Source organism: Mesorhizobium japonicum MAFF 303099 (assembly GCF_000009625.1).
GTDB classification, from domain to species: Bacteria; Pseudomonadota; Alphaproteobacteria; order Rhizobiales; family Rhizobiaceae; genus Mesorhizobium; species Mesorhizobium japonicum.
In genome coordinates this window covers 4,818,463-4,842,136 of the sequence record NC_002678.2, presented here as the reverse complement: position 1 = coordinate 4,842,136, position 23,674 = coordinate 4,818,463, and the positions used below count along the sequence as shown (strand labels likewise).

The following is a 23,674-nucleotide window of genomic DNA, read 5'->3' as shown; positions in this document are numbered from 1 at the left end:
ATGGAGCCATGGAGCCCGGGATCATCGCCGGGTTCTCCGCCTGAACGCTTTGACCGTCAGAAGTACGGCGACCAAATGAGACTTATGCCCATTTTCTCGGCAACCAGTCAGCAGCAGGCATGATCAGGAAACTCTGTCTCGCCACCCAGTACGCTCGTCAGCAGGTGCTCAACCCACAAATGACCATTGGCCCCACCGAAGCTCAATGGAAAGCCGATCAGCATGCACAGAACGAAGGCCGAGAGCGTCGTCGTCGCCTGTATGTCTTCTGTGGATGGCTCCCGCGGTGCAAGGGGTGATTTGATATTTTGACGATTGGGTCAGGTGCAGTCTTCTGTCCGGCCTGTTGATGCAGTCGTTCATGTTGACCGCTGGCCTTGATGGTATCCGCGAGTCAGGTCCCACTCTGCTTTGCGGGCAATGACGCCCACGACATTCGCACGGGTTGTCCCGACTCCCGATATGACCGGTTCGCCATCACATCTCTTCGCCCTTGCAACTGGTAAACTTCCAGCTTCTTCGTATCTGTTTGCTTGGCGCCGAAGCAGATCAGGCTGCGGCGCTGATCGGCGCCCTGAAGGTTCCTCCGCGCGTCATGATCGCCCAGGCCACGCGCGCCGTCCTGTTGGCGGCAGCCACCGTGACGAGACGCGCCGGTTTGCGCGCCAGCATGGCAGATAGGCGCGGATCAACCGATGCCGGCTGTATCCTGGCCCGTCGGACGAGCGAGGTCATGCCGACCACCAACAGCCGGCGCAGGTAGCGGTCTCCCATTCGCGAGATCCGACCCATCCGCTCCCGGCCCCCCGAGCAGTTCTGGAGTGGCGTGAGACCGAGCGAGGCGGCGAACTGGCGGCCGGAGCGGAAGCGCTCAGGCTCGATAACAGAAGCAGCCAGTGCGGTTGCCGAGATCACACCGATGCCCGGGATCGTGGCCAAACGCTGCGACAACTCGTTGGAGCGGTGCCAGGCCAAGAGCTCCTTCTCCAGACGGGCGAGTTGGAGCTGGATAGTGCCGATCTGATCCGCCAATACCTTCACCACCAGCCGAGCCAGTGGCGGCACCTCGGGAGCTTCGCCGTTGGAGAGCCGACCCGCCAGTCGCAATGCATGGTGCAGGCCACGTGCTATCTCGATCCCGAACTCAGCCAAGAGACCACGCAGCATGTTCACAAGTTGCGTACGCTGCCTCACCAGCAGATCGCGCGTCCGATGCAGCGCCAGCGCTGCCTGCTGGTCGGCCGACTTCACCGGCACGAAGCGCATGGTTGGACGCGTCACTGCCTCACAGATCGCCTCGGCATCCCCCGCATCCGTCTTGCCCCGCTTCACATAGGGCTTCACGTAGGCTGGCGGCATCAGCCGCACCTCGTGGCCAAGCTTTGTCAACTCGCGCGCCCAATGATGCGAGGTGCCGCAAGCTTCCATGCCGACGAGGCAGCAGGGAAGCTTGGCAAAGAACGACAGAATCTGCGCCCGCCGCAACGCTTTGCGGACAACAACGTGTCCTTCAGCGTCGACAGCATAGAACTGAAATACGCTCTTGGCCAGATCGAGGCCGATCGTGGTGATTTGCATGGCGGATGGCTCCTCTATCGTGTGGTCGCTGCGACAGCACCACTTCCAACCGTCACAATGCCGTCAACGGGTGGGGGAGCCATCCACATGGGGTAATCGCGGGAGCGAGTCGCCCTAGAAATCGATCGTAGTCTTGGAGTGTGGCTGTTCCCCGATAGGATGGAAATACGGGCTCAGGACCTGACGCCGAGGCCCAAACATCGAATGGAGAACAGCCATGGAAGAATATATCGGACTCGACGTGTCGATGAAAGAGACGGCAGTTTCGATCCGCCGTGAAGGCGAACGGATCTGGCGCGGGAAGTGCGCATCTGATCCCAACATCATTGCCGAGCTTGTCCGCAAGCGGGCGCCAGCTGTAAAGCGAGTGGTGTTCGAAACGGGGCCTCTCTCCGTATGGTTCTATCATGCGCTACGCGCCAAGGGATTGCCGGCAATCTGCATCGATGCGCGCCATGCCAAAGCCGCTCTCGATATGGCGGCGAACAAGACGGATGCGAATGACGCCGATGGTTTGGCGCGTCTTGCTGAAGCAGGGTTCTTTCGCGAGGTGCGCGTGAAAGGCTTCGACAGTATGTTGACCCGCACGCTCGTGGCGGCTCGCACCCGGCTGGTCCGTATCACCGTCGAGCTTTCCAACCAGATCCGAGGGATCATGAAAACGTTCGGCTTGCTCGTTCCCGCCGGTAAGGGAACTACATTCGAAAAGAATGTCCGGAGCCTTCTTATCGATCAGAGCGAGCTTGCTCCTGTCGTGCTACCGATGTTGGAAGCCTGGCGCGGCATTCGCATCCGTGCCGCCGAGCTTGGGCGCCAGCTTGTCGCAGACGCACGTCAAAGCCAAGCATGCCGCATACTCATGTCGATCCCCGGCATCGGCGCCATTACCGCAACCTCTTTCGCCACTGCCATTGAAGATCCGGGCAACTTCAAGAAGTCCCGCTCTGTTGCCGCTTGGATCGGCCTGACAACGCGCCGCTACCAATCGGGAGAAGTCGATTATGACGGCCATATATCCCGACGCGGCGATCGACATTTGCGGGGACTTCTCTATGAGGCTGCGGCGGTCATCCTGACACGCAGCTCGATCGACAGCAGCCTGCGCACGTGGGGCCTCAAGCTCCGGGAGAGGGTTGGCTTCAAACGAGCTGCCGTGGCTGTGGCGCGCAAACTGGCGGTGATAATGCATTCGATGCTCAAAACCGGTGAGTTCTTTGATCGAAATGCAGGCGCCACAGCAATGAAATCTTGCGAATAGCGTTCAGGATCTGAGCGCCTAAGACGTCCCTGCCGGGACGTTAGCCGAGCCATTCCGCTGATGGGGTTGCACCGCTGTCTCAGCAAAGTGCGTCGTCCACATTGAAGGCTCGTCCGCGGAGCTCCATCATGCGGCGACTGATGTCGACCGCGAAGACAACCATGCACCCGGCAGCGTCGTCTCGACGCAATTACATGCTTGACGTCCCAGCGGCGATTAGACAACCCCATCTGGTTTGGGTATTCTGGTTGCAGGACGAGACAGAGGGATCTAGCATTACAGTTGCATTTTAGTTTTCAGGTGAGCTCGTCGAGCGGCCGCCTGATGGGCGCGCCTCCAGCATGACCACGCAATGACGTCGGCGGGCTTTATGCGGCGCTGGGCAAGCCTGGTGGCATGCGCCGGACTTCCTGGATAGACCAGCGGATCAGATCCTGATGGTCGGCATCCGCGGTCTTTTTTGGGGCGTCGCGTCATTGGCGCGGTACCGGATCGCCGCCATCATGGCGAAGGCGAGCATGACGAGGGAGACGTGGCGATGCCAGCCATGCCATGACCGGGTTTCGTTGTGATCGAGTCCGAGCTCGTTCTTGGCGGCCTCGAAGCTGTCTTCGATCGCCCAGCGATGGCCTTCAACGGAAACGAGCGTCTGGATGCCCGTCCCGGCCGGGCACCATGTCGTGAAGAATGCGAGATCACCGTCGCTGATATTGCGCCGGATCAGGAGGCCACGGGTCCAAAGTCCCGATTTCGTCTCGTTATATTCGTCGGCATCGAGATCGGCGAGTTCGCAGTAGGCCCAGTCATGAAGCCGCGCACCTTTGGTGCCCTCTCCGGCGGAAAGACGCTGCCATGCACTTGGATCGAGATCACGGGCGATCTCCTGAGCCGTGCCGGCGACCGGAGGCTTGCCCGACCAGGAGCCGAAATGATGGTCCGATTTAACCCCAAGAACGTAGCCTTTGCAGGCTCGGCGCACGGTTCCTTCGACGTCCCCGACGCCATACACCGCATCTGCGGCCACCCATGAAAACGGCACATCGGCTGCCAACGCACGCCGTATCATATCGACAGCCAAGCCTGGCTTGGTAGCGAAGGCTATAGCTTCAGGAACATGGGTGGCTGCAAGCCTTGGGCCGCGCTCGGTGAGCGCCTGCCGGAAGGGGGCGCTGAAGCCATATCCGGCATCGGCGAGCACGCAGCCAAAGCGTAAGCCGGCTGCGCGAGCCCGGTCGATCTCGGCCAGTGCGATCTCGGGCTTGGTCCTGTAGGCACGATGGTCCTCGGGCACACCGGCACGGTCGAGCCGGGCGGGATCGGAAGTCCAGCTCTCGGGCACAAACAGCCGCAGCCCCACCATGACCGGCACTTCGCCAGAGGCCAGCGTCAGCGACACCAGCGTCTGGCAGTTGGCGTTCTTGCCAAGCGCCGAGGCATATTGCGGCGCGACGCCGACCGAGTGGCGCCCCTTCTTGGGCAGCGCGGTGTCGTCCACGATCAGCCACGCATCGTTCCCGCCAACTTGTCTGTCGGCCTCCGCGAGCAGCACCTTCTCCAGCGGCGCAGCATCCCACACGCCGCTCGCGATGAAGTGGTGCAGCTGGTCATAGTTGACGCCTGCGTCGCGCCGCCATCGGTTGGACGCTCTTGCGATCCCCAAGGCCAATCAGCCCAGCAATATAGGCCGGACACATCCGCGCACGCGTCTTGTGCCTCAACGCCGAGACGAACGGCTCAAGCCACCGCTCCAGATCGAGTTGCCAGTCCCTGTTCATGGCCGGCCCTCCAACAGCCGACCTCTCATGAATCACGCAAAACCGCTCTTGGGAATCTGGAGGCTTCTGTGAGGTCCGCATGCTCGACGAAGCGGGCCGGCTGATTGTCGGACCTCATTGCAAGCCGGATTGAACGAAGCCGCGGGACGGTCTGGCGCTATGGGGATTGTAGCCTGGAGGAGCGGTCGGGATCGTCGGTGCCAGGCTGGTGAAGGGCGTTCACGATGCGGGCCTTGAACAGGATCGTGTACACCGCCGCCTTGTTCTGGAAGGCGATCGCGGCGATCTCGGCCGGCAGCGTGAGCACCACGTGGAAATAGGGAACCGGCAGGAGCTCGTCCTGCCGCGCGGCGAGCCATTCCCGGCAGGCCTTTCCCTGGCACACACATGGGCGAACTCGGGTCAACCGGATTGTGTACGGCTTACGGCTTCATGGATTATCTCCTCGTGTTGTTACGGATCCGAGGTTGAGCCTGTTTCCAATTCGAGCATTTCTGGCTCCGTTGAAACTCACATACGGTCGCCGCCTCGCGGCGGCTGCACCCTTATCCCGCATACGGCGGCTAGGCTCAGGGGGACGTGACCATTCTTAGGGGCGGTTGTTGAGACCATATGCCAAGCCGGTTCGTCCACCTGGATCCGCCGGGGCTGATCAGGCCCCGTCAGATGGCGAAAGAGGTTTGGTTGGCTTCAGTTCAGGCCGGCTTTATGATGGCGCCCTCCATCACCACACCGGCGGTCGCATACTGCCACAGTGCGACCAGCAGTTTACGCGCCAAGGCGACGATCAGCGGCTTACGCAGCCGCCCGCCGTTGCGCTCGACCCGCTGTTTGAACCACTGGCTGAGGGCCGAGTTTGGTTGGTGTCGCAGCCACAGCCAGGCCATCTGCACCATCGTTCCTCTCAGCCGCGCCGCAGCCGCGGATTGCCCGCTTTTGAGACGCCCTGCTCGTGATCGACAGAACCGCTCTGCCAGGGCGTTGGCGCAAGCCCGGCGTAGGCCGCAAGTTGCCTTCGATTGTCGAAGTGACGATAAAGACCTTCAGACCAGAGTACGTTGGCGAACTCAGTGCCCACCCCCTTCAGCTGCAGCAGTCTCACCACCGGCGCCGGGTCGTTCGCCTTGGCCCGATCCAACAGCAGATCGTCGCGCGCCGCCTCGACCTTTTGCAACTGCTCCAGGATCAGCTCAAGCCGGTCGAGCTCACGCACAATCTGTGCCTTCAGGTGGAAAGGTAAGGCGCGACCATCACCCGTTTGCAGACCCTCGAGCCTGGCGCGCCGGTCGCGACGCAGCGGCTCATAGTCACCGACACCCTGGGCGAACAGCAGCCCCTTGATCCGGTTGACGTGCTCCACCCGCTCGGCGATCAGCGTCTTGCGCTCCCGGCAGATTCGGCGGCGATCCTCTTCCTCGGGGCTCGGCGGTTTGACCATGGAGCAGACCCGCGGCTCGCCGCGCTTGTAAGCCAGCAAGGTCCGTACCAGGGTCTCGCCGTCGATCTTATCGGTCTTCGCCCGCCGGCGTCGCCGAGACACCAGGATCGAGGCGGCGTCGACCACGTGGCTCTCGATCGCTTCGCCCTGAAGCACCCGATGGATCCAGAAGCCGACTAGTCCAGCCTCCTGGATGACAATAATCCGGAAGCGCTCGCCGGTTCGTGCCCGAGCCTTTTCCTGGAGTGTCGCAAACAGCTCCAGGAGTCCCGCAACGTCCCCGCCCCGCAGAGAATGCTTGGACATCTTCTCCCCGCCACCCGGCGACAGTGAAGTGATCAGCCAACTTGATCGAGACAGTTCCATCGAAACAAAGATCGCGCCAAGATCGATGCGGATAGCGGCCTGTTCCGGCCGATTTGCAACCTGTTGCATTGTCGTCTCCAGAATGAGTGGGTTTAGCAACGCCATTCTGCCTGACGGCAGGTCGCTATCCACCAGCCCATAGGATCTTGGGGCAATGCCGGTTGCGACAGGAATTGTAGGCCACGCGGATCGCCCCGCAGGACCGGCAGCCCTCGACATGGCCGCCCAGTTCGGCGGTCCGGCACAACTCGATGGCGCTCATCGTACGGCGCTCGACGCGTCCGAGATGACCGTCATGAGCCTGCCGATACGCCTCGCCATGGCGGCGGAAGATATCCGCCACCTCCAGTCTCGCCGACATGGGCGGAACCGATCAGCCCGGCGGCACGACTTCGATGTTCAGCCGATCGAGCGGGCTTGTCGTGCGCCGGATGAGGCCGTTCGAGACCTTGGTGTAGCGCGCCGTCGAGGACAGATTGTTGTGGCCAAGCAGCACCTGGATGATGCGGATGTCGGTGCCGTTCTCCAGCAAATGCGTGGCGAAGCTGTGCCTGAGCGTGTGGACTGTCACGCGCTTGTCGATGCCGGCGGCTGCACGCGCCGAGCGGCAGGCCGAGTACAATACCTGAACGTCGATGGGGCGATTTGCATCCGGCCCGGAAACAGCCAGCCCTTTGGCTTCGCCAGCCGCCAGTAGACGCGCAGGATGCGCAGAAGCTGCGCCGACAGCATCACGGTGCGGTCCTTGCCGCCCTTGCCGTGCTCGACCCGGATGACGCCGCGTTCGCTATCGATGTCGCTGACCTTCAGCCCGACGGTCTCCGAAGCGCGAAGGCCGGCGGCATAGGCCGTCGTCAAGGCGGTGCGCGTCTTCAGGCTCGGCACCGCCTCGAGAAAGCGGACAACCTCGTCGGCGCTGAGAACCACCGGCAGCGTGCGTGGAGCGCGGGCATAGGCGATCCGCTCAGGGATCTCGGCATGACCCAACGTCACGCCGCAAAAGAACCGCAGTGCGCACACCGTCTGGTTCAGCGCCGGCCACGAGATTCCGGTCGAGACCAGATGCACCTGGAAGGCGCGGTCGAGGAGGTTGTCCGACACTGCCGCTCGCTCGCCCGTATCCTTCGGCAGCCCACGTCGGCGTGGACGTGCACGCAGGCCGTTCTCCCGCATCAGCCGTTCGATGCGATGCAGACCGCAAGATAGGCCTTCCGCCAATAAGTCGTGCCAGACGCGGCGGGCGCCATAGGTGCGGTCGCTGCTCTTGAAGCTTCGGTCGATCTGGGCGACGAGCACCTCGTCGTGCCGGGAGCGAGCGCTGGGGCTGCGGTTGAGCCAGGCATGGAAGCCTGAGCGGGATACGTCCAGCGCGTCGCACAGCCACGCCACCGGCCAGATGTTCCGGTGCCTCGCGATGAAAGCGAACCTCATGTCACTTCCCTCGCGAAGTAGGCTGCGGCCTTTTTTAGGATGTCGCGCTCCGCCTTCAGCTTCGCCACTTCCTTGCGCAGCCGGTCAATCTCGAGCTGCTCCGGCTTCATCTGCCCGTGGCCGGGAAACGCATGCTGAGGATCCGTCGACAGATCGCGCACCCATTTGCGCAGCACGTTCTCGTGGACATCGAGGTCGCGGGCAGCCTGGGCCACCGCAACGCCCCGATCCTTGATCAATCTCACCGCCTCAAGCTTGAACTCGCGGCTGAACTTCCTTCTTTGCATTCCCACTCTCCAGTTCCGTCAAACACCTTATCTCGGTGTCCACGAAACCGGCAGCAGGCCAGTAATCCCAATCCCATCAATACAATACAACCCGCAGAGGAGCGCGACCTGCGAAAGGCTTGACGTCAATACAGCGGATAAGAAGGTAACACCCTCAGTCATATTGCTCTTCATTAGGTTAAGTTTTGCTAGGCTTTGCCGCGCCCGCTTTGGTACGCCGCTCTCTTCAAATCCTCATCACAAATTTCCGCCATAGCTCTACGCATTCCGGCGAGTCGCTCATTCCAACCCCATCAATTTTACTCGAGCGGCCCTAACCGCCTCCCTCAGCATGCCTTTGGCGCGCCAGGGATCGACCCATGCTGCCTGCGCATCTGGAGAGAGAGACTGCAAAGGATCCGGATATGTGAATAGCTGGTCCGGTCGGACAGATAGAGCCCGGTACACAGCAAGCCCTGTTTGTGTATTATAATGCTCGAAGCTGTGGACGTCACGCTTTCCACCGCCTCCCGGAGTGTCGACAACGAACAACGGAGTGTTGTACCCAGCTGTGATCCCGCGTACAGCCTTTTCTATCTGACATGCTAGCCTTACCGAGCACCGCATATGCTCGATTCCGTCGACAAGATCACAAGTGTACACGTAGTACGGCTGGATATGAAGGTCTGAGAGTTTTTTTACGAGCTGTTTCATAACCTCAGGATCGTCATTGACGCCAGCCATCAGAACCGACTGATTGCGCATCCTTATTCCCCGCTTGAAGAGAAGCTCTGCAGCCGCAATCGTGTAATCGGTGATTTCTCTAGGATGGTTGAAGTGGGTGTGAAATGAAATCTCTACGCCCTGATCCCGGCCAGCATCGCTAATGTTAACAAGAGCATCGGTCCATTTATGATCGCTTGTGATTTTCATAGGCAGTACAGCGAGGCCTTTCGTCGCGAATCGGATGCGGCGAATTGATGGAATAGACAGAAGGCCCATGCCTATTGCCAATAGTCGGGAAGGTTTGAGGCGAAAGCAATCTCCTCCCGACACCACAACATCGGCGATGACGGGGGTCACGCGAAGATATGCCAATATAGTGTCCCATCGACTCTGAAATGGCGACACTTTTTTCTTCAACACCGATTGCGTGTCTAGGCCCACGCTGTAACTGCGGGTGCAGAAACGACAATAGACGGGGCAACGATCCGTTGCGAGTAAAAGTACTTTGTCCTTATAGCGGTGCACCAGTCCATCTACAGGTGAACTTTTTCGTTCATGCAACGAGTCCATTTTCAGTAACGGGTGAGAGGGAAGAAGTTCGCTTCCAACGGGAATAAATTGCTTGCGAATTGGGTCTTCGAGGAAGTTCGACCAGTCAATCAAGTTCAGCAGATAAGGCGTGATACGCAATGCCATTGGCGCACGCGCTAGCCCGCGCTCAACGTCACGGATCAGGTTGCCGTCGGCGTCGGCCCCCATCCATTCGCGTAACTGGTCAACGCGAGTAACGGCATGATGATCTTGCCATGCAGCGTCAGCGAACTCGTGTCTCATCGTCTCATGCGCGATGCGGCTCATCAGAACTTCGCTCGAGCTGAAAAGTGGAAAGATGATGACCTCGTCGATGGCGCCGCACTCAATCGGCAGCTTTTCGCGAGGACCTCCGACTTCACGGCGGCAGCAGCATAGTCGGTGAGCGCGGTCATGGGCGATTCTCCGGGTTGGTCACGCATTTGCTGATAGCGGAGCATGAACCGTGCCAAAGAGAAAATCTTTTTAAAACAACTGGATAATCCTAATATTGCTATTCGCATGTCCGACTTGGTCGGACATGCGACAATGAGAAATACGTTTGACAAATACGAGTCGCAGTCGCCCCGGAGGGCCATATTTGCCGTTGTGGGGAATCCTTGTATCCGCCATTCATGAGGGCGCGGCCACGAGCGACGGCGCGGCGAATGCGTGTAAATCGGCGTGCAAAATTGGCTCGGACGCACTTTTGGTGATGATTGACTTAACCAGCGCCGATGACACGCGCCTGAAGCAGGTCGAGCTTTCCTCGGCCATACATTTGGCGTTTCACGAGCTTGAGCTTAGTGATCTGGCCCTCGGTCTGACCGTTGGACCATGGCAAGGTGATCGCCGCGCTGACGGCCAAACGGTCTTTGAGAACGCCGTTGGCGAAAGAGGCGACCAGACTTGATCTGGCCCGCTTCCGGCGAGCGCTGTCGGGCCGGCGTGCCGCTTGGCCACTAGAAGAGCCCAACCGATACCGGCGCGCTGCTGGTTGCCCGGCATGACCCCCGCCCCTACGTTGCACTCTTTGTCGAATCTCTGACGATGTCGGACATGAGACGCAGCGCGATCAGGGGGAACGCATTGTTCTGAAGTTTTCTCGTTTGGCACGACACATGCAAGGCTATCTGCAAACGCGCTGCGACGTGGACCGAGGAGAAATCACCCCATGATCACGTGCCCGAAGATCCGGTCGCCTTAGCGAAAGCCGAGCGAACCGACCGAAGGCTTTGCGTGTCCTGACATGCCCCCAATCGATCTCACCGAACGCGGAGTGCTCCGACGATGACTATCTATGGATTGCGGATAGGGATGCCCCTGATCGCGGGCCTCTACAATTTCGGGCAAGATGCTGGCTACCGAACCAGCAAGCTGGTGCGACGCCTGCGCTCCCGAGCCTCGATGCTGTCCGAACACTTCAGCCCGCTAGATCTTGCGCCACGTCCGCGAGGGTGCGCGCGACATGGCCTGCCATCTCGCTGCCACCGAAGCCTACGTCACCTCGCGTCGCGAGCGGAAGGAGCACCTCAAGCGTATTCTGAAGCTGGATCGGCCAAAACTACGAAGACCAAACTGTGCCCGAGACGAGTTCCACCCGGCAGCCGCCGCCAGAACCTCCGGAAACTTGCAAGTTGATCCCGATGCCAAGAGCCGATCCCGGCGTGAGGCGGAAGACGTCTGCTCAGGCTCTAAGATTGGTTGATATCACCGCCGAGACACTGCTGATTTTTTCAACGATATCAGCGCTGATCCGACATTCCTTCCAGCCTCGCAGATGCTGGGGCGCGCGTCGTTGCCCAGCATCGCCTCACGCTCCAACCGAAACCGCATTCGACAAAAAACAAAAAAGGAATTAAAATTACATGCCAATACCCAAAGGCCTCCAGGCGTTCCCACGGGCTGAATACCTACGACGGCTCTCCGCAGTTAAGGCGGAAATGGGCCGACGCGAGACCAACACGTTAATCGTCACCACTTCGGCCGACATTACCTATCTTTCAGGATACACCTGCAAATCAGGATACGTGCCGCAGGGCCTGATAATTTCCTTGGCGGAGGAAGAGCCAACGTTCGTGGCGCGGCGCTGTGATGCGCCGGCGGCAATGCATCAGATGTTTATCGACAGCGGCCGGGTCATTGGCTATCCAGAGGCACTTATTGCTAACCCAAGAGCCGATGGCTTTGATGCGATGATCGACTTCCTGCGTCAAAACGGCCTTGCGAAAGGCAGGATAGGGCTCGAGACCAAGTCCCTTCGTTCTGAAACTGTCGAAAAATTCAAGGCTAGAATGTCTGCTGTCGCGATTGTGGATTTTAGCAACACAATCGCTTGGATTCGGTTGGCTAAGTCCGATCTCGAAATTGCGGTAATGCGGGAGGCGGCGGCCATCACTGATGCAGGAATGCTACGGGCGAAGGAAGTGATCCGACCGGGAGTAAGAGAGGCTGATGCTGCCGCAGAGATCATTTCGACGTTGATCCGCGGTGCCGATGGTAAGCCAGGTACCGATTTAGCTGGCTTCTACCTATGTGCCTCACCTCGTTCGGCTACGGCTCACGTTCATTGGAGCGAAGATGTTTTCCGGGACGGGTCCCAGATCAATCTAGAGTTTGGCGGTGTTCGTCACGGGTATGTTTCTGGCCTTATGCGCACGTTCTCAATCGGCGAGCCCTCGGATCGCCTGCGTCGAGTTCATGAAGCTGAAGTTGCCGGGTTGGAATCCGCGCTTGCCGCTGTTAAGCTTGGTGTCACGTGCGGAGACATTGCTACGGCCTTCAACAAGACGCTAAGAAGGCATGGCTTCGACAAAGAAACCCGATGCGGCTACGCTATTGGGATCGATTGGCTGGAACCAACAGCCAGCCTAAAGGAGAATGACGAGACTGTGCTGCAAACGAACATGACCTTTCACCTGATGCTCGGAAATTGGATCGACGAGGATTTCGGGTACGTGATCAGCGAAACGTTTCGGGTTACCGAGCGGGGCGCCGAAACCTTCTCATGCCTGCCGCGTGAAATCTTCGAAATCTGATTGCAAGCGTGGTTCGGTGATCGACTTGACCTTCCGGGTCGATACCCCTTCCACATACATCTCCGCAAGATCGCCACCAAGGGTGGCACTCGAACAGTTCGGTGGAGTAGCGGCAGGCCGTGTCTTGCGGAACCCGGAGCTCAAGCTTGCCGACGGGTGACAAGCGTGCGGCCATAGTAGCCTGAGAGATAGCCGAGCCGCTCCGGTGTGCGCTCGCCTTTCGAGGCACCCAACGCCTCGTCGTCTCAGCCTCGAGCATCTCCTGCATCACCGCACGACCCTCGTGCAGTCCATGCGGGTTCGAAAGCAGAATATCTTTGACGGCAGCGCTGGTCGATTTAAACTCGGTTACGCACGACGCGGAGCTGCCATGCGGCGAAGCACGAGGCGGATCGACGCGATGAAGATCCACGCCTCGGCGCTGGCGATGGTCGCCTCGAAGTCCTTGGCGAGCCGGCGACAACGTCCCAGCCAGGCGAAAGTTCGCTCGACGACCCATCGTCGCGGCAGTACCTCAAAGCCTTTGGCAGTGTCGGAGCGCTTGATGATTTCGATGGTCCATGTGCCGGGATCAGCCAGGGCGTGTGTCAGTTTTTCTCCGCCATAACCACCGTCGGCGAACAGATGGCGGCAACCACGGGCAAAGCTGTCGAATGGAGGCGATGACGCCGCCTGCCCCATCCCTCTCCTGGATGTCGGCCGTATGCACCGGCAGCCCGACCAGGTGCCCTCGGTGTCGGTGATGATATGGCGTTGCGGCCTTTGATCTTCTTGCCGGCGTCGTAGCCACGCAAACCGGCAACGTCCGTGGCCTTTGCCGATTGGCTGTCGATGATGCCGGCGCTCGGGCTTGCCTCGCGCCCAAGCGCCAGACGTGCCGCGGCCACCAGATGGAAGTTGATGCTCTTCCACAGCCCATTGTCTCGCCAGGCATAGAAATAGCGTTTAACCGTCGAAACAGGTGGAAAGCGGTCCGGCAATGCCCGCCACTGGCAGCCTGTCCAGGCGATGTAGAGGAGCGCGTCCATGACCGCCCGCAACTCTGTCGTGCGCGGTCGTCCCGTCGCCTTTGCCACGGGCATGGACGGCTCGATCGCCGCCCATTCCCTGTCCGTCAACGCGTTTGCATCCCGCTGCCCCGCGCGGCAATATTGCCGGCGGGTGGCCTCAGTCCAACCCATGTCGTGATCCCGCTCAAGTCTAGACAACTCAAGCGAATCACAACGGACGGGGCCACTCAACCGATTCCACGCCCAATCCCGAGTTTCGGGTCAGATGGGGTGATTGGGGTCTCGACCGAGCCAGATGATGGCAGCTGCTCCTGTCGAAATGTGAAATCGTGGTCGATATGAGTCGCCACAAACATTTGGAAGGAGCAGCCATGAAATACTTTGCCGGACTGGACGTGTCTTTGGAAGAGACCTCTATTTTGCATTGTCGACGAGATTGGCCGGATCGTGAAGGAGGCGAGAGCGTTGAGCGATCCGCAGGCGTTGTGTGAAGCGAGCGCTGAGGGGAACCGGCTTGCCGCTTGAGCGGATCGGCCTGGAAGCGTGCTCGCTGAGGGCCTGGCTTCACGATGTACTGCACGCCGAAGGCTTGCCGGCGACCTGCATCGAGATGCGGCAGGCCAACGCAGCGATGAAGACGATGCCGAACAAGACCGACCGCAATGACGCCCGCGCGCTGGCGCAGATCATGCGCACACCTGGTATCGCCTGGTGCATGTCAAGAGCAGCAGGCAGTGCCGGCTGTGGCGTTCGCTGCTTGGTTGCCCGCCGCACGGTGCTGAACGAGATGCGTTCGATCGAGAACGTGGTGCAGGCGATCCTGCGGGAGGCCGGCGTCAAGCTGGGCCTGCCGTCGCGCACCACTTTTGCCAACCGCGTGCGTGAGCTGACGGGCGCCGACGCCGAGGTGATGGCGATGGTCGAGCCGCTGCTTGCGATCCTCGGTGTCATGCTGAGAGAGTTCGCCCGCCTGACGAAGCAGGTTCTCGATATCGTGCGCAATGAGAAAGTCTGCCGGCGGTTGATGAGCGCGCCGGGCGTTGGGCCGATCACCGCGCTCGCCTTCCGCGCCACGATCGACCGGCCTGAGCGGTTCGGCTCGTCGCAGGCGGTGGGGGCGCATCTGGGACTGACGCCGGCACGCTACAGTCCGGCGAAACCGACATCCAGGGAAAGGTCAGCCGATGCTGCGACGAACTTGTACGCACCGCGCTTTATGAGGCGGCCCACACACTGCTGGTGCGATCGACGAAGTGGTCGAGCCTCAGAGCATGGGGCATGAACATCGCCGGGCGGCGCGGCATGGCACGAGCCCGGGCCGCGGTCGCCCGCAAACTGGCCGTCATTCTGCATCGCATGTGGGCCGACGCGACCGGGTTCCGCTTTGGAAAGGAGCCTGTTCACCTGGCCGCGTGAACTGAGACAGATCGAGGAACTAGCAACACGAACAAAGGCTTCGCCGAAAGGGCGATGCCCGGATCGTTCCTTGGGGACGATGGGTGAGGCGATCTCGTTGAGAGTCCCGAACCTGCCGGCCCAAGCGCGGCAAGGTCGGCAAACAGATTGAGACGCCTCGCTCTCCTGACCCCATATGTGGACGGCACCCTTCTCGCAAGATTGTTGAGCAATGATTTGATCGGATCGCTTGCGCTCATATGTCCGGCCTTTGTGTACGGTCGCACATAACCGCTGGCCAAGATGGTTTCCGCGACGCGAGTTCCCAACATCATGGCGGTCTACAACGACCAATGGGGTCAACGGAGTGTCTCGCGTCTCGGATCGATCGATCACACCAACTGCTCATTCTCTTGCAAGTTCCGGCACCAGCTCAGCACGGTAACAGTAGAGATGTTCCCCGTGTCTGGCCGATCTCTATGCGGCGCGCGCCGAGGCTGGCGGCATAGGCTTCGCTCCGTAGATCTCGCCGCTTACCATTAGCTTCCAGGCGATGCGCGCGATCTTGTTCGCTAGCGCCACGGCAGCGAGTTTCGGCGGCTTGCGCTTGAGTAGGTCGACGAGCCAGGGGGAGACGGCGCCTCGGCCGCGTCGGACATGCCGGATGACAGCAGTAGCCCCGGCCACCAGCACGCTGCGCAAGGCTTCGTCGCCGGCGCGCGTGATCACACCGAGCCTGACCCTGCCGGCAGTTGAATGATCCTTCGGCGTTAGGCCAAGCCAGGCGGCAAAGTGTCGGGCCGATCGAAAGGTCTCAGGTGCCGGCGTCTTCATCACCAGTAGCGACGCACCGATCGGGCCGACACCGGGGATTTGCGCCAGGCGCTGGCTGCACGCCTCGGCCCGATGCCAAGCCATCAATTTGGCGTCGACGTCTTTCAGTTGTGTTTGCAGCTGCGCATATTCCTTGGCATGGAGCGCGAACAGCTCCCGCGCCAAATCCGGTAGCATCTTATCTGCCGCGATACGCTCGAGCAGCGGTTCGATCTTGCACATCCCCCTGGCAGCGATCAGCCCGTATTCTGCCGCATAGCCGCGGATCGCATTGGCGAGCTGCGTGCGATTGCGGATCAGCCGGTCGCGCAGGCCAACCAGCATCAATGCCGCCTGTTGTTTAGCGGTCTTGACCGGCACAAACCGCATCGTCGGCCGGCTCATCGCCTCGCACAGCGCTTCGGCATCGGCCGTATCGTTCTTGCCGCGCTTGACGTACGGTTTGACATATTGCGGAGGGATCAGCTTCACCTCGTGCCCGAACGACTGCAGCAGGCGCGCCCAGTGGTGCGAGCCCCCGCACGCTTCGATCGCTACCACCGTCGGCGACAGCTTCTCGAACAACGCTACCACCTCCTTGCGCCTCAGCTTCTTGCGCAGCACCGGCTCCTCAGCCGCGTTCACACCATGGAGTTGGAAGACGTGCTTTGACGTGTCGATGCCAATTCGAATAATTTGTTCCACGGACGGTCTCCTTTGCTTGAGATCTGCAACGACCTCATTCTGGCACATCGATGCCGTGCGGGGGCCGTCCACCCCAACATCATGCGGCGGCCTAACGTCGACCGCGAAGAGAAGCGAGTGACCCATGGAACGGTCCAGAAAAAGGTGCAGGAGCATCTTGACCAAAACGACCCCAATCAGAGAAGGCTCTTAGTAATCGTCGCGTTCCTGCCAGGGAATCGGTGACGTTAAGCATCACCAGATCCCATGGGGACGGATGGATAGCGGCGAGTGCTCTGGCAGAGTGACGCTGCTAACAAACACCCCGTGGAGGAATACCATGCATGTAGTGGCCGACCGATCCGAAACTCTGACTGCTATCCGGACTGATCTGGGCGCAATCTTCGTGTCGCTGGAGCTCAGCCGTTCAACCTGGCTGATCACGTCGTTGTCGCCAGGTGGCGGCGAGAAGTTGTCGAAACACAGTGTCCCCAGTGGTGATTTATCCGCCTTGTTCCGTCGCTTCGATAGCGTGCGAGAGAAGGCAAGAGCACGCATGGGGCGAGACTTCCCCGTCGTCACTATCCAGGAAGCCGGGCTCGATGGCTTCTGGATCCATCGGGTTCTGAGCAAGGCGGGGATCGAGAGCTACGTCGTTGATCCCGCTTCTATCGCAGTGTCTCGTCGCAGTCGCCGAGCCAAGACCGACAAGATCGATGGTGAAACACTCGTTCGCTCTCTTCTTGCCTTCAAGCGAGGCGAACCGCGCATATGTGCAATGGTCAAAGAGCCAACACCGGAGCAGGAGGACCGCCGGCGTATCTGTCGCGAACGCAAGGTACTTACGACCGAACGGGTATGTCACGTCAACCGGATAAAGGGGCTGCTCTTCGCACAGGGGATCACGGATTACGAACCGCTCAATCGAGATCGCAGGGATCGACTTGAGGAACTCGTAACCGGAGATGGGAGATCGCTGCCGCCTCATCTTAAAGCCCAGATCAGCCGCGAGCTCGACCGCCTCGAGCTATTGCTCGCACAGGTTAAAGAGATAGAGATCGAGCGTGACAAACTTCTGCATGCGGAAGAAAAGGTAATCCACAGTCCCGCCAAGCTCCTAATAGACATCAAAGGGATTGGCCCGGAGTTTGCTGCTGTCCTCTGTCATGAAGGCCTCTTTCGACATTTTGATAATCGCAGGCAGGTGGCCGCCTACGCAGGCCTAGCGCCAACGCCGTGGCAAAGTGGCCAAGTCGACCGCGAACAAGGTGTGTCCAAAGCTGGCAATCCACGGTTGCGAAGCACCATGGTCCAGCTCGCTTGGCTTTGGATACGCCACCAGCCGCGGTCGAACCTTACACTGTGGTTCCAATCCAGGCTGAGACGTAACGGAGGTCGCTTGAAGAAGACCACAATCGTCGCGCTCGCGCGAAAGCTCCTGATTGCTCTCTGGAAATACGCGACATCCGGCGTCATCATCGAGGGCGCCTTGATGAAAGCCGCATAGCAGAATGGTCTCGTCGCCTGAGCCCAGCCGCCGTAAGCGGGATATTGGTGCAGCCGTGAAAGAGCGGCGACCGAATGTGAGGTTGATCTGCTCGGTTAACGAGCGAGTCATGCAAGTCGGGCTCAACCTGGATCCCATAATTTGAAAGGGCATCGATATGACAAGCTAATCCCACTTGACCGGCGCTTCCCCATGTGAGCCTGCCATGGCCGCCCTCTCTCAGCGATTTGCAGAACTCTCAGCACACTACCTTTTGATTTTGCGACCATCAGTTTCTTGGCGAGCGGATCGTGTGGGCTCAAGTCCGTGGATATAATCGCCAAGGTTCAGCGTGCATTCTGTGTGCAGGTGTGCAGGGCCGGGAAGCCGCCTTGAAAACGAGCTTTGCTCGACGCTTTCAGCGCCTCCTCACACGACAGACAGCTGCCGGGTCGGCATTGAAGGAGAGCACCCTCGACGGGAGCGCGCCGCCCCAGCACCGCGAAACATGTGAGCCACCCCCCGGTGTCGAAGATTGCGTGAAAGTCGGCCCCTCGCCCGCAATGCACCCATTGCCATTTATTCCGACGCTAGCCGTCTAACCAAGCGTTGAAACAAATTCGTCAAACAACTTTATATAGTCTTTGCAATCGCAACTCGCCAAACAGTGGTACGTTCCACGCAAGTCCATTTAGCAGGCACACATAAAAGCCGATGACGATTTATAGTCGGATCGCCTCGGCGGCCGAAATGAGGATTGATACAATGGCAAGACGCGCGCTGATTCTGGTTGAAGGTCACAGGAGCAATGGTCCGCTATACATGCAAGCGATACAGAATCTTGGCCTACGGCCGATTACTCTGTCGACCGACCCGGCTCAGTATGACTATCTGAAGGCGAGAAAGCTTGAAGCAATCCGAGTTGATACTGACAGTATCGAAGCGCTGATCCACGAATGTTCCGGTCTTCGAGGGTCGTATGACATTGCCGGCATTACTGGATTTACTGCTCTCGACGAGTCGCTCTATTCGAGAATTGGAAAACTATGTCAATACTTTAGTTTACCGGGACCAAACCCCGAGTCTATCGAACAATGTTGCGACAAGTTCACTCAACGTCAGTTCCTCGCCGCGGCCGGCGTCCCAATACCGGTTTATCGCCTGGCAGTGAATGAGGCGGAGGTAGAAAGCGCTGCCGCCGAGATCGGCCTGCCGGTGATACTTAAGCCAGCCGCAGGCAGCGGTAGTAGCGGTGTCCGATTGTGCCGAAACGTGGATGAGTTGGCCGAACATACAACCTATCTGTTGGGCGAGAAGCACCTATGGTCCTCGCCGCGAATACTGGTCGAAGAATTCGCCCAGGGCCCATTCTACAGCGCTGAGATAATGGGAAATGAGGTCGTGGGAATTGAAGCCACCGATTTCGGACCACCACCGCATTTCGTCATTCGCGGGGCTACCCATCCGGCCCCACTGACAGATGAGGAGTATGAGCGCATCGCCGACGTTTCGCTGAGCTGCTTGCCCGCTCTCGGACTTGGCTGGGGGCCGGCCAACATCGAACTCCGGTGGACGAAGCATGGCCCTGTCATCATTGAGGTCAATCCGCGTCTTTCGGGTGCGACCTGTCCTAAATTGGTGCGGCTGGCTTACGGTGTCGATCTCGTCGCCGAGCACATCAAGCTTGTGATCGGCGACGAATGCGATTTGCGCAGAGGGCATTCAAACGCTGCCGCTACGCGGTTCCTACTTCCTGATGCCGACGGCATTCTTGATTGTATCGATGGCGAGAGTCGGGCGGCTGCTGTACCAGGTGTCGCGGAGGTTAAATTCTATGTTGGGCCCAAGACGCCTATCGTGAGAAAAGGCGACTACCGAGACCCGATCGGACACGTCATCGCCGCCTCACCTACTCGTGCCCAGACCGAGGCGATACTGCAGGATGCCGTCGACATGCTCGCTTGGTCGATCACACCCAGCCGGGACGAGTAGGAACAATCGGAAGCCTTCACATGCACGCACCGGCGCAGGTGGCATTCATTGATCTTGTCGTGTGGTCTCATGACGTGTCCCCTTTGCAGGTGACGGGCCGATGTGACTTGCCGTAGGTAGACTTCCTTCTGGGGGGTGTATGAGCGACGACAAGGCTGAGCATTTGACCACGCGCCGGTGTGCTCGCGACTATCGCGACGCATGAAAAACCCGACGTCATGTACATGGACTCGGCCTAGCTGTGAGCTTTCGGGAGGTTGTCCATTCGGACCGAACCGAGGAGATTAGAGTTACCACGCTTCAGCACTCACCGGAGGGTCTGAATGAACATTCACAAGAATACCCGTCTCACGCCTCTGCGTCGAGAGGAGATGGCGCTATCGGTAGTAAAAGGCAGCCTCTCCATAGCCCATGCGGCGCGGATTTATGGGGTATCACCCAAGATCGTGGCGCGGTGGTTCCAGCGTTATACGACCGAAGTCAGCACATGGCCGACCGTTCGTCGCGGCCCGACGTCATCCCAAGCCTGACCAGCCAGGCCGTGGCCGAGCGCATCGCCTTGCGCCGCCAGCGGTTGACCGGCAAGCACATCGCCATGGAGGTTGGCGTCTCGCCCGCCACTGTCAGCCGGGTTCTCAAGCGTGCCGGACTGTCGCGGCTGAGCGATATCAGCCGGCCGAACCTATCCGACGCTATGAGCGCGATAACCCAGGCGAGATGATCCATATCGACATCAAGAAACTCGGCCGCTTCAGCCATCGGGCCCTGCTCTTCGCCACGCGCTCGTCCGTGCGCGACAGGAGAATAGCGCAGATCTATCAAAAGGCTCTTGTCGATCACATCAGTGGTCTTTGGCGCATAGGGCCTTATCCTGACATGCCTGAGGCGCGAGATTGCGGATTCCGACGGTTTACCGGACGGAAATCCGATCAAAAACCGGACACGATTCCGAGAATTAGCCGGACTGTGGCGCGACAATCTGGGGATCTTCCGCATATTTGGTGCAGGGGCCGGGATTCACGGGCGGTGCGAATGAGTCCATAGAGTCGGAATCGCAGTCGACGCCGGTGATTCGCCCGTGCTCCATGCCTTCCGTTCGCTGGTCTCGCCCGAGCTTTCGATTGTCCAAATTCTCCCACAGGCCGACAAAATGGTGCTTGTAGCCCGGCCGAAGGCGACAGAATCGTGCTGTCCCTCCTGCGGCTGCGGAACCGGCCGCGTCCACAGCCACTACATGCGCCGGGTGGCTGATCTGCCGTGGCAGGGACGGGTTGTCGAAATCCGGCTTCACGCCAGGCGGTTCCGTTGCGCCAATCCGCAATGCCGTCAGCGGATCTTTACGGAACGATTGCCGGAAACGGTGCAGCCGAAAGCGAGACGCACCGCCCGCCTCGGTGAGAGCCAGTTGGTGATCGGTTTCGCGGTCGGCGGTGAATCCGGCTCGCGCCTGTCGCGCAAACTCGCCATGCCGGTAAGCGGCGATACGCTGCTGCGGATGATCCGCTCAGCCGGGTTCGAGCCCCCGGACGCGCCGCGGGTGGTCGGCATCGACGACTGGGCCTGGCGCAAGGGACAGCGCTACGGAACGATCATCTGCGATCTGGAGCGCAACCGCGTCCTCGATCTGTTGCCGGACCGAAATGCCAACACTGTCGCGTCATGGCTGAAACGTCATCCGGGCATCGAAGTCATCGCTCGCGATCGCGCCGGCGTTTATGCTGACGGCGCCCGTCGCGGTGCTCCCGATGCAACGCAGGTCGCCGACCGCTGGCATCTTCTCCAGAATTTGGGCGAAGCGTTGCGTCTGGCCCTCGGCCGCCATCGCAAAGCGGTCAGTGCCGCCGGAAAGGCGATGATGGCCGAGATGAGTGGCGATGACGACGCCAATCCGGAACCATCAGTGGAGACTTCCCCGAAGCTTGATTGCCTGCGCCGGTCGCGCCGCAACCAGCGCAGTGAACTCTATGCTGAAGTCCTTGATTTGCGGACGACCGGCATGTCGCCGCGACAGATCGCGCCCCGGACCGGCATGAGCGTGAGAACGGTCGAGCGCGGGCTTGCAGCGGGCGGGGAGCCCGAGCACCGGCGGCCGCCCGCGCGCTCGGTTCTCATGGATCCTTTCCAGGAGTATCTCGAAGGACGCTGGCAGGAAGGCCAACGCAACGGGTTGCACCTGTGGAGCGAAATCAAGGGCCGCGGCTTTGCAGGCAGCAGGGCGACCGTCTACAGGTGGACCGCCGCCCGCCAGCAGTGCTCATCGACCGCTCCGTCAAATGCGCGATGGCGGCCGCCGTCGCGCCGAAACTGTGCATGGCTGCTGAGCGAAGACCCGACTTTGCTCGATGAGCAGACCGAGCAATTCTTGGGCCATCTCTATGACTGCGCGCCGGAGCTCTTGCAGGCGGGTGACCTGGCTCGACGTTTCGCTGCACTGATACGCGGCGACGATGAAGCCGGCCTCGAGCAATGGATCGAGGACGCCACGGACAGCGAACTGGCTTCTCTTGCAGCAGGCATCGGCCGTGACATTGCGGCTGTTCGGGCCGCAATCACCCAGCCCTGGAGCACCCCATCGAGGGACAGATCAACCGTCTCAAGACCATCAAGCGCCAGATGTATGGGCGCTCCGGGTATCCGCTGCTGAGAAACAGGCTACTGGCAGCCGCCTAACGACCGTGCGAAACAGACGGGGCAACCAAGGGAACGCCGCCTCTGCACCAAATATGCGGAAGATCCCAATTCTGATGAGAGCGCGCTCGCAGCTTCATTGTCGCGCCGCACCGGACGCGATTCCGATTAAATACCGGACAGTTTTGAAGCCTGGATAGTGCCTTTGGGTCAGCAACCTTAGCATGCATTTCCTCGACGGTTGAGGAGACGCATGCCGAAGAGAAGAAGGGCTGACCATGAGACAATTGAGACAACTGCTTCGCCTAAACGCGGACGGCATAAGCGTTCGCGACGTTGGCACCATGCTTGGGATTGCCCGCGGTACGGTGCAGGACAACATAGAGCGAGCGACTGCCGCTGGCCTTTCCTGGCCGTTGCCGGCGGAGCTGACTGACGATGTTCTCGAACATCGGCTCTTCTCCCGTCAGGGCGTCAAACAAGGGATACGCCGACGCACCGAGCCTGACTAGGGGGCGCTGGCCGTCGAACTGAAGAAGCCGGGCGTGACGCTGCCGATCCTGTGGGAAGAGTATGGGGCGGTTCATCCTGAAGGCTACGCGTACAGTCGTTTTTGTGATCTCTTTAGAGGCTTCGAGCGGCGGCTGTCGCCAACGATGCGCCAGGAGCATGTCGCCGGTGACAAGGTGTTCGTCGACTACTCCGGCAAGAAGCTGCCTATCGCGGACCGCAAGACCGGGGAGATCCGCGAGGCCGAGATCTTTCTCAGGGTGCTCGGCGCGTCGAGCTACACCTCCGCCGAGGCGACCTGGAGCCAGACCCTGCCGGACTGGATTGGCTCGCATGTGCGCATGTTCCGCTTTTTTGGCGGCGTCCCGCGCCTAATTGTCTGCGATTTTGTTCCCGGGAACAAAATCGCACTTTTGTGTCCGACGCCATTATGTGGCTGGCTACGGTTTGAGCCGGTATTTCGAAGATGGGCCGCGGGTCGAACGTCAGGTCATCAAGGGCCAGTGCAGTAATTCTGCGGCCACGCTGCTCGGACACGAAGCACGGGAACGGGCGGATCATGTCACGATAACTGCGGATCGAACCGAGCCGCAGCCCCTTCTGAACCGGAAGATGATCAGCAAAAAATAATTGGACCAGTGTACCGAGGGAGAGGGTCATGACCGATCCTCCGCGAGCGTTGCCGCGGCAAAGGCACGGAAGCGTCGGTT

Annotated in this window: 10 protein-coding genes and 12 pseudogenes; 10 read left to right on the top strand and 12 right to left on the bottom strand. The window is 60.0% G+C overall.

Annotated features, from left to right (window positions below; all coding sequences use genetic code 11):
* Positions 1-549: 549 nt before the first annotated feature.
* Complete coding sequence (locus tag MAFF_RS24520) at positions 550-1,578, bottom strand: IS110-like element ISMlo3 family transposase (RefSeq protein ID WP_010913673.1); 1,029 nt, start codon at positions 1,576-1,578, stop codon at positions 550-552.
* A gap of 217 nt (positions 1,579-1,795) precedes the next feature.
* On the opposite strand from MAFF_RS24520, the gene MAFF_RS24515 reads away from it, so the two are divergent.
* The gene (locus MAFF_RS24515; RefSeq protein WP_010913671.1) at positions 1,796-2,836 is read left to right on the top strand and encodes an IS110 family transposase; all 1,041 of its coding nucleotides are present in this window, start codon (positions 1,796-1,798) and stop codon (positions 2,834-2,836) included.
* 427 nt (positions 2,837-3,263) lie between these two features.
* On the opposite strand, the pseudogene MAFF_RS24510 reads toward MAFF_RS24515, so the two are convergent.
* The 8 genes and pseudogenes from MAFF_RS24510 to MAFF_RS38060 all read right to left on the bottom strand — a co-directional run.
* A pseudogene (locus MAFF_RS24510) lies at positions 3,264-4,611 on the bottom strand (IS701 family transposase).
* Between the two features lie 232 nt (positions 4,612-4,843).
* A pseudogene (locus MAFF_RS24505) lies at positions 4,844-4,993 on the bottom strand (transposase zinc-binding domain-containing protein); the annotation flags it as partial.
* 313 nt (positions 4,994-5,306) lie between these two features.
* Positions 5,307-6,484 (bottom strand): annotated as a pseudogene (locus MAFF_RS24495) (IS110 family transposase).
* A gap of 76 nt (positions 6,485-6,560) precedes the next feature.
* Positions 6,561-6,776, bottom strand: a pseudogene (locus tag MAFF_RS24490) (transposase zinc-binding domain-containing protein); the annotation flags it as partial.
* Positions 6,777-6,788: 12 nt separating this feature from the next.
* A pseudogene (locus MAFF_RS24485) lies at positions 6,789-7,495 on the bottom strand (tyrosine-type recombinase/integrase); the annotation flags it as partial.
* Positions 7,484-8,133: pseudogene (locus tag MAFF_RS40770) on the bottom strand (IS3 family transposase); the annotation flags it as partial. The pseudogenes MAFF_RS40770 and MAFF_RS24485, both read right to left, overlap by 12 nt.
* A 279-nt stretch (positions 8,134-8,412) precedes the next feature.
* Positions 8,413-9,696 carry a KamA family radical SAM protein gene (locus MAFF_RS24470; RefSeq protein WP_010913662.1) on the bottom strand — a complete coding sequence of 428 codons (1,284 nt, stop codon included), beginning with the start codon at positions 9,694-9,696 and terminating at the stop codon, positions 8,413-8,415.
* Positions 9,697-10,132: 436 nt separating this feature from the next.
* Positions 10,133-10,327 (bottom strand): annotated as a pseudogene (locus MAFF_RS38060) (ISL3 family transposase); the annotation flags it as partial.
* 462 nt (positions 10,328-10,789) lie between these two features.
* Here MAFF_RS38060 and MAFF_RS40765 point away from each other — a divergent pair.
* Together MAFF_RS40765 and MAFF_RS24460 are read left to right on the top strand one after the other, a co-directional pair.
* Positions 10,790-11,049: pseudogene (locus MAFF_RS40765) on the top strand (IS5/IS1182 family transposase); the annotation flags it as partial.
* Positions 11,050-11,276: 227 nt separating this feature from the next.
* Positions 11,277-12,446, top strand: a complete 1,170-nt coding sequence (locus MAFF_RS24460; protein WP_010913660.1) for a M24 family metallopeptidase — start codon at positions 11,277-11,279, stop codon at positions 12,444-12,446.
* Between the two features lie 12 nt (positions 12,447-12,458).
* Here MAFF_RS24460 and MAFF_RS38050 read toward each other — a convergent pair.
* A pseudogene (locus tag MAFF_RS38050) lies at positions 12,459-12,759 on the bottom strand (transposase); the annotation flags it as partial.
* Positions 12,760-12,794: 35 nt separating this feature from the next.
* A pseudogene (locus MAFF_RS24455) lies at positions 12,795-13,627 on the bottom strand (IS5 family transposase).
* A gap of 200 nt (positions 13,628-13,827) precedes the next feature.
* On the opposite strand from MAFF_RS24455, the pseudogene MAFF_RS24450 reads away from it, so the two are divergent.
* Positions 13,828-14,872 (top strand): annotated as a pseudogene (locus MAFF_RS24450) (IS110 family transposase).
* 456 nt (positions 14,873-15,328) lie between these two features.
* Here MAFF_RS24450 and MAFF_RS24445 read toward each other — a convergent pair.
* Positions 15,329-16,369, bottom strand: coding sequence for an IS110-like element ISMlo2 family transposase (locus tag MAFF_RS24445; RefSeq protein ID WP_044551230.1), 1,041 nt, complete (start codon positions 16,367-16,369; stop codon positions 15,329-15,331).
* A gap of 319 nt (positions 16,370-16,688) precedes the next feature.
* Between MAFF_RS24445 and MAFF_RS24440 the strand changes: the two genes are divergently transcribed.
* The 6 genes and pseudogenes from MAFF_RS24440 (at position 16,689) to MAFF_RS40375 (ending at position 23,476) form a co-directional block, all read left to right on the top strand.
* Positions 16,689-17,855, top strand: a complete 1,167-nt coding sequence (locus MAFF_RS24440) for an IS110 family transposase (RefSeq protein WP_010913653.1) — start codon at positions 16,689-16,691, stop codon at positions 17,853-17,855.
* A gap of 744 nt (positions 17,856-18,599) precedes the next feature.
* A complete protein-coding gene (locus MAFF_RS24435; protein WP_010913652.1) occupies positions 18,600-19,826 on the top strand; it encodes an ATP-grasp domain-containing protein in 1,227 nt (408 codons plus the stop codon).
* A 323-nt stretch (positions 19,827-20,149) separates the two neighbouring features.
* Positions 20,150-20,579, top strand: a pseudogene (locus MAFF_RS38045) (helix-turn-helix domain-containing protein); the annotation flags it as partial.
* Between the two features lie 325 nt (positions 20,580-20,904).
* On the top strand, positions 20,905-22,470 hold the full coding sequence (locus MAFF_RS24425) for an ISL3 family transposase (protein ID WP_010913650.1): 1,566 nt from the start codon (positions 20,905-20,907) through the stop codon (positions 22,468-22,470).
* A gap of 262 nt (positions 22,471-22,732) precedes the next feature.
* The gene (locus MAFF_RS41325) at positions 22,733-22,966 is read left to right on the top strand and encodes a helix-turn-helix domain-containing protein (protein ID WP_341872703.1); all 234 of its coding nucleotides are present in this window, start codon (positions 22,733-22,735) and stop codon (positions 22,964-22,966) included.
* A gap of 33 nt (positions 22,967-22,999) precedes the next feature.
* Positions 23,000-23,476, top strand: coding sequence for a transposase (locus MAFF_RS40375; RefSeq protein WP_010913649.1), 477 nt, complete (start codon positions 23,000-23,002; stop codon positions 23,474-23,476).
* Positions 23,477-23,674: the final 198 nt, after the last annotated feature.

Coding starts and splice junctions, on each gene's coding strand:
- MAFF_RS24520 (WP_010913673.1), bottom strand. CDS start 1,578: ATGCAAATCACCACGATCGGCCTCGATCTGGCCAAGAGCGTATTTCAG.
- MAFF_RS24515 (WP_010913671.1), top strand. CDS start 1,796: ATGGAAGAATATATCGGACTCGACGTGTCGATGAAAGAGACGGCAGTT.
- MAFF_RS24470 (WP_010913662.1), bottom strand. CDS start 9,696: ATGAGCCGCATCGCGCATGAGACGATGAGACACGAGTTCGCTGACGCT.
- MAFF_RS24460 (WP_010913660.1), top strand. CDS start 11,277: ATGCCAATACCCAAAGGCCTCCAGGCGTTCCCACGGGCTGAATACCTA.
- MAFF_RS24440 (WP_010913653.1), top strand. CDS start 16,689: ATGCATGTAGTGGCCGACCGATCCGAAACTCTGACTGCTATCCGGACT.
- MAFF_RS24435 (WP_010913652.1), top strand. CDS start 18,600: ATGGCAAGACGCGCGCTGATTCTGGTTGAAGGTCACAGGAGCAATGGT.
- MAFF_RS41325 (WP_341872703.1), top strand. CDS start 22,733: ATGAGACAATTGAGACAACTGCTTCGCCTAAACGCGGACGGCATAAGC.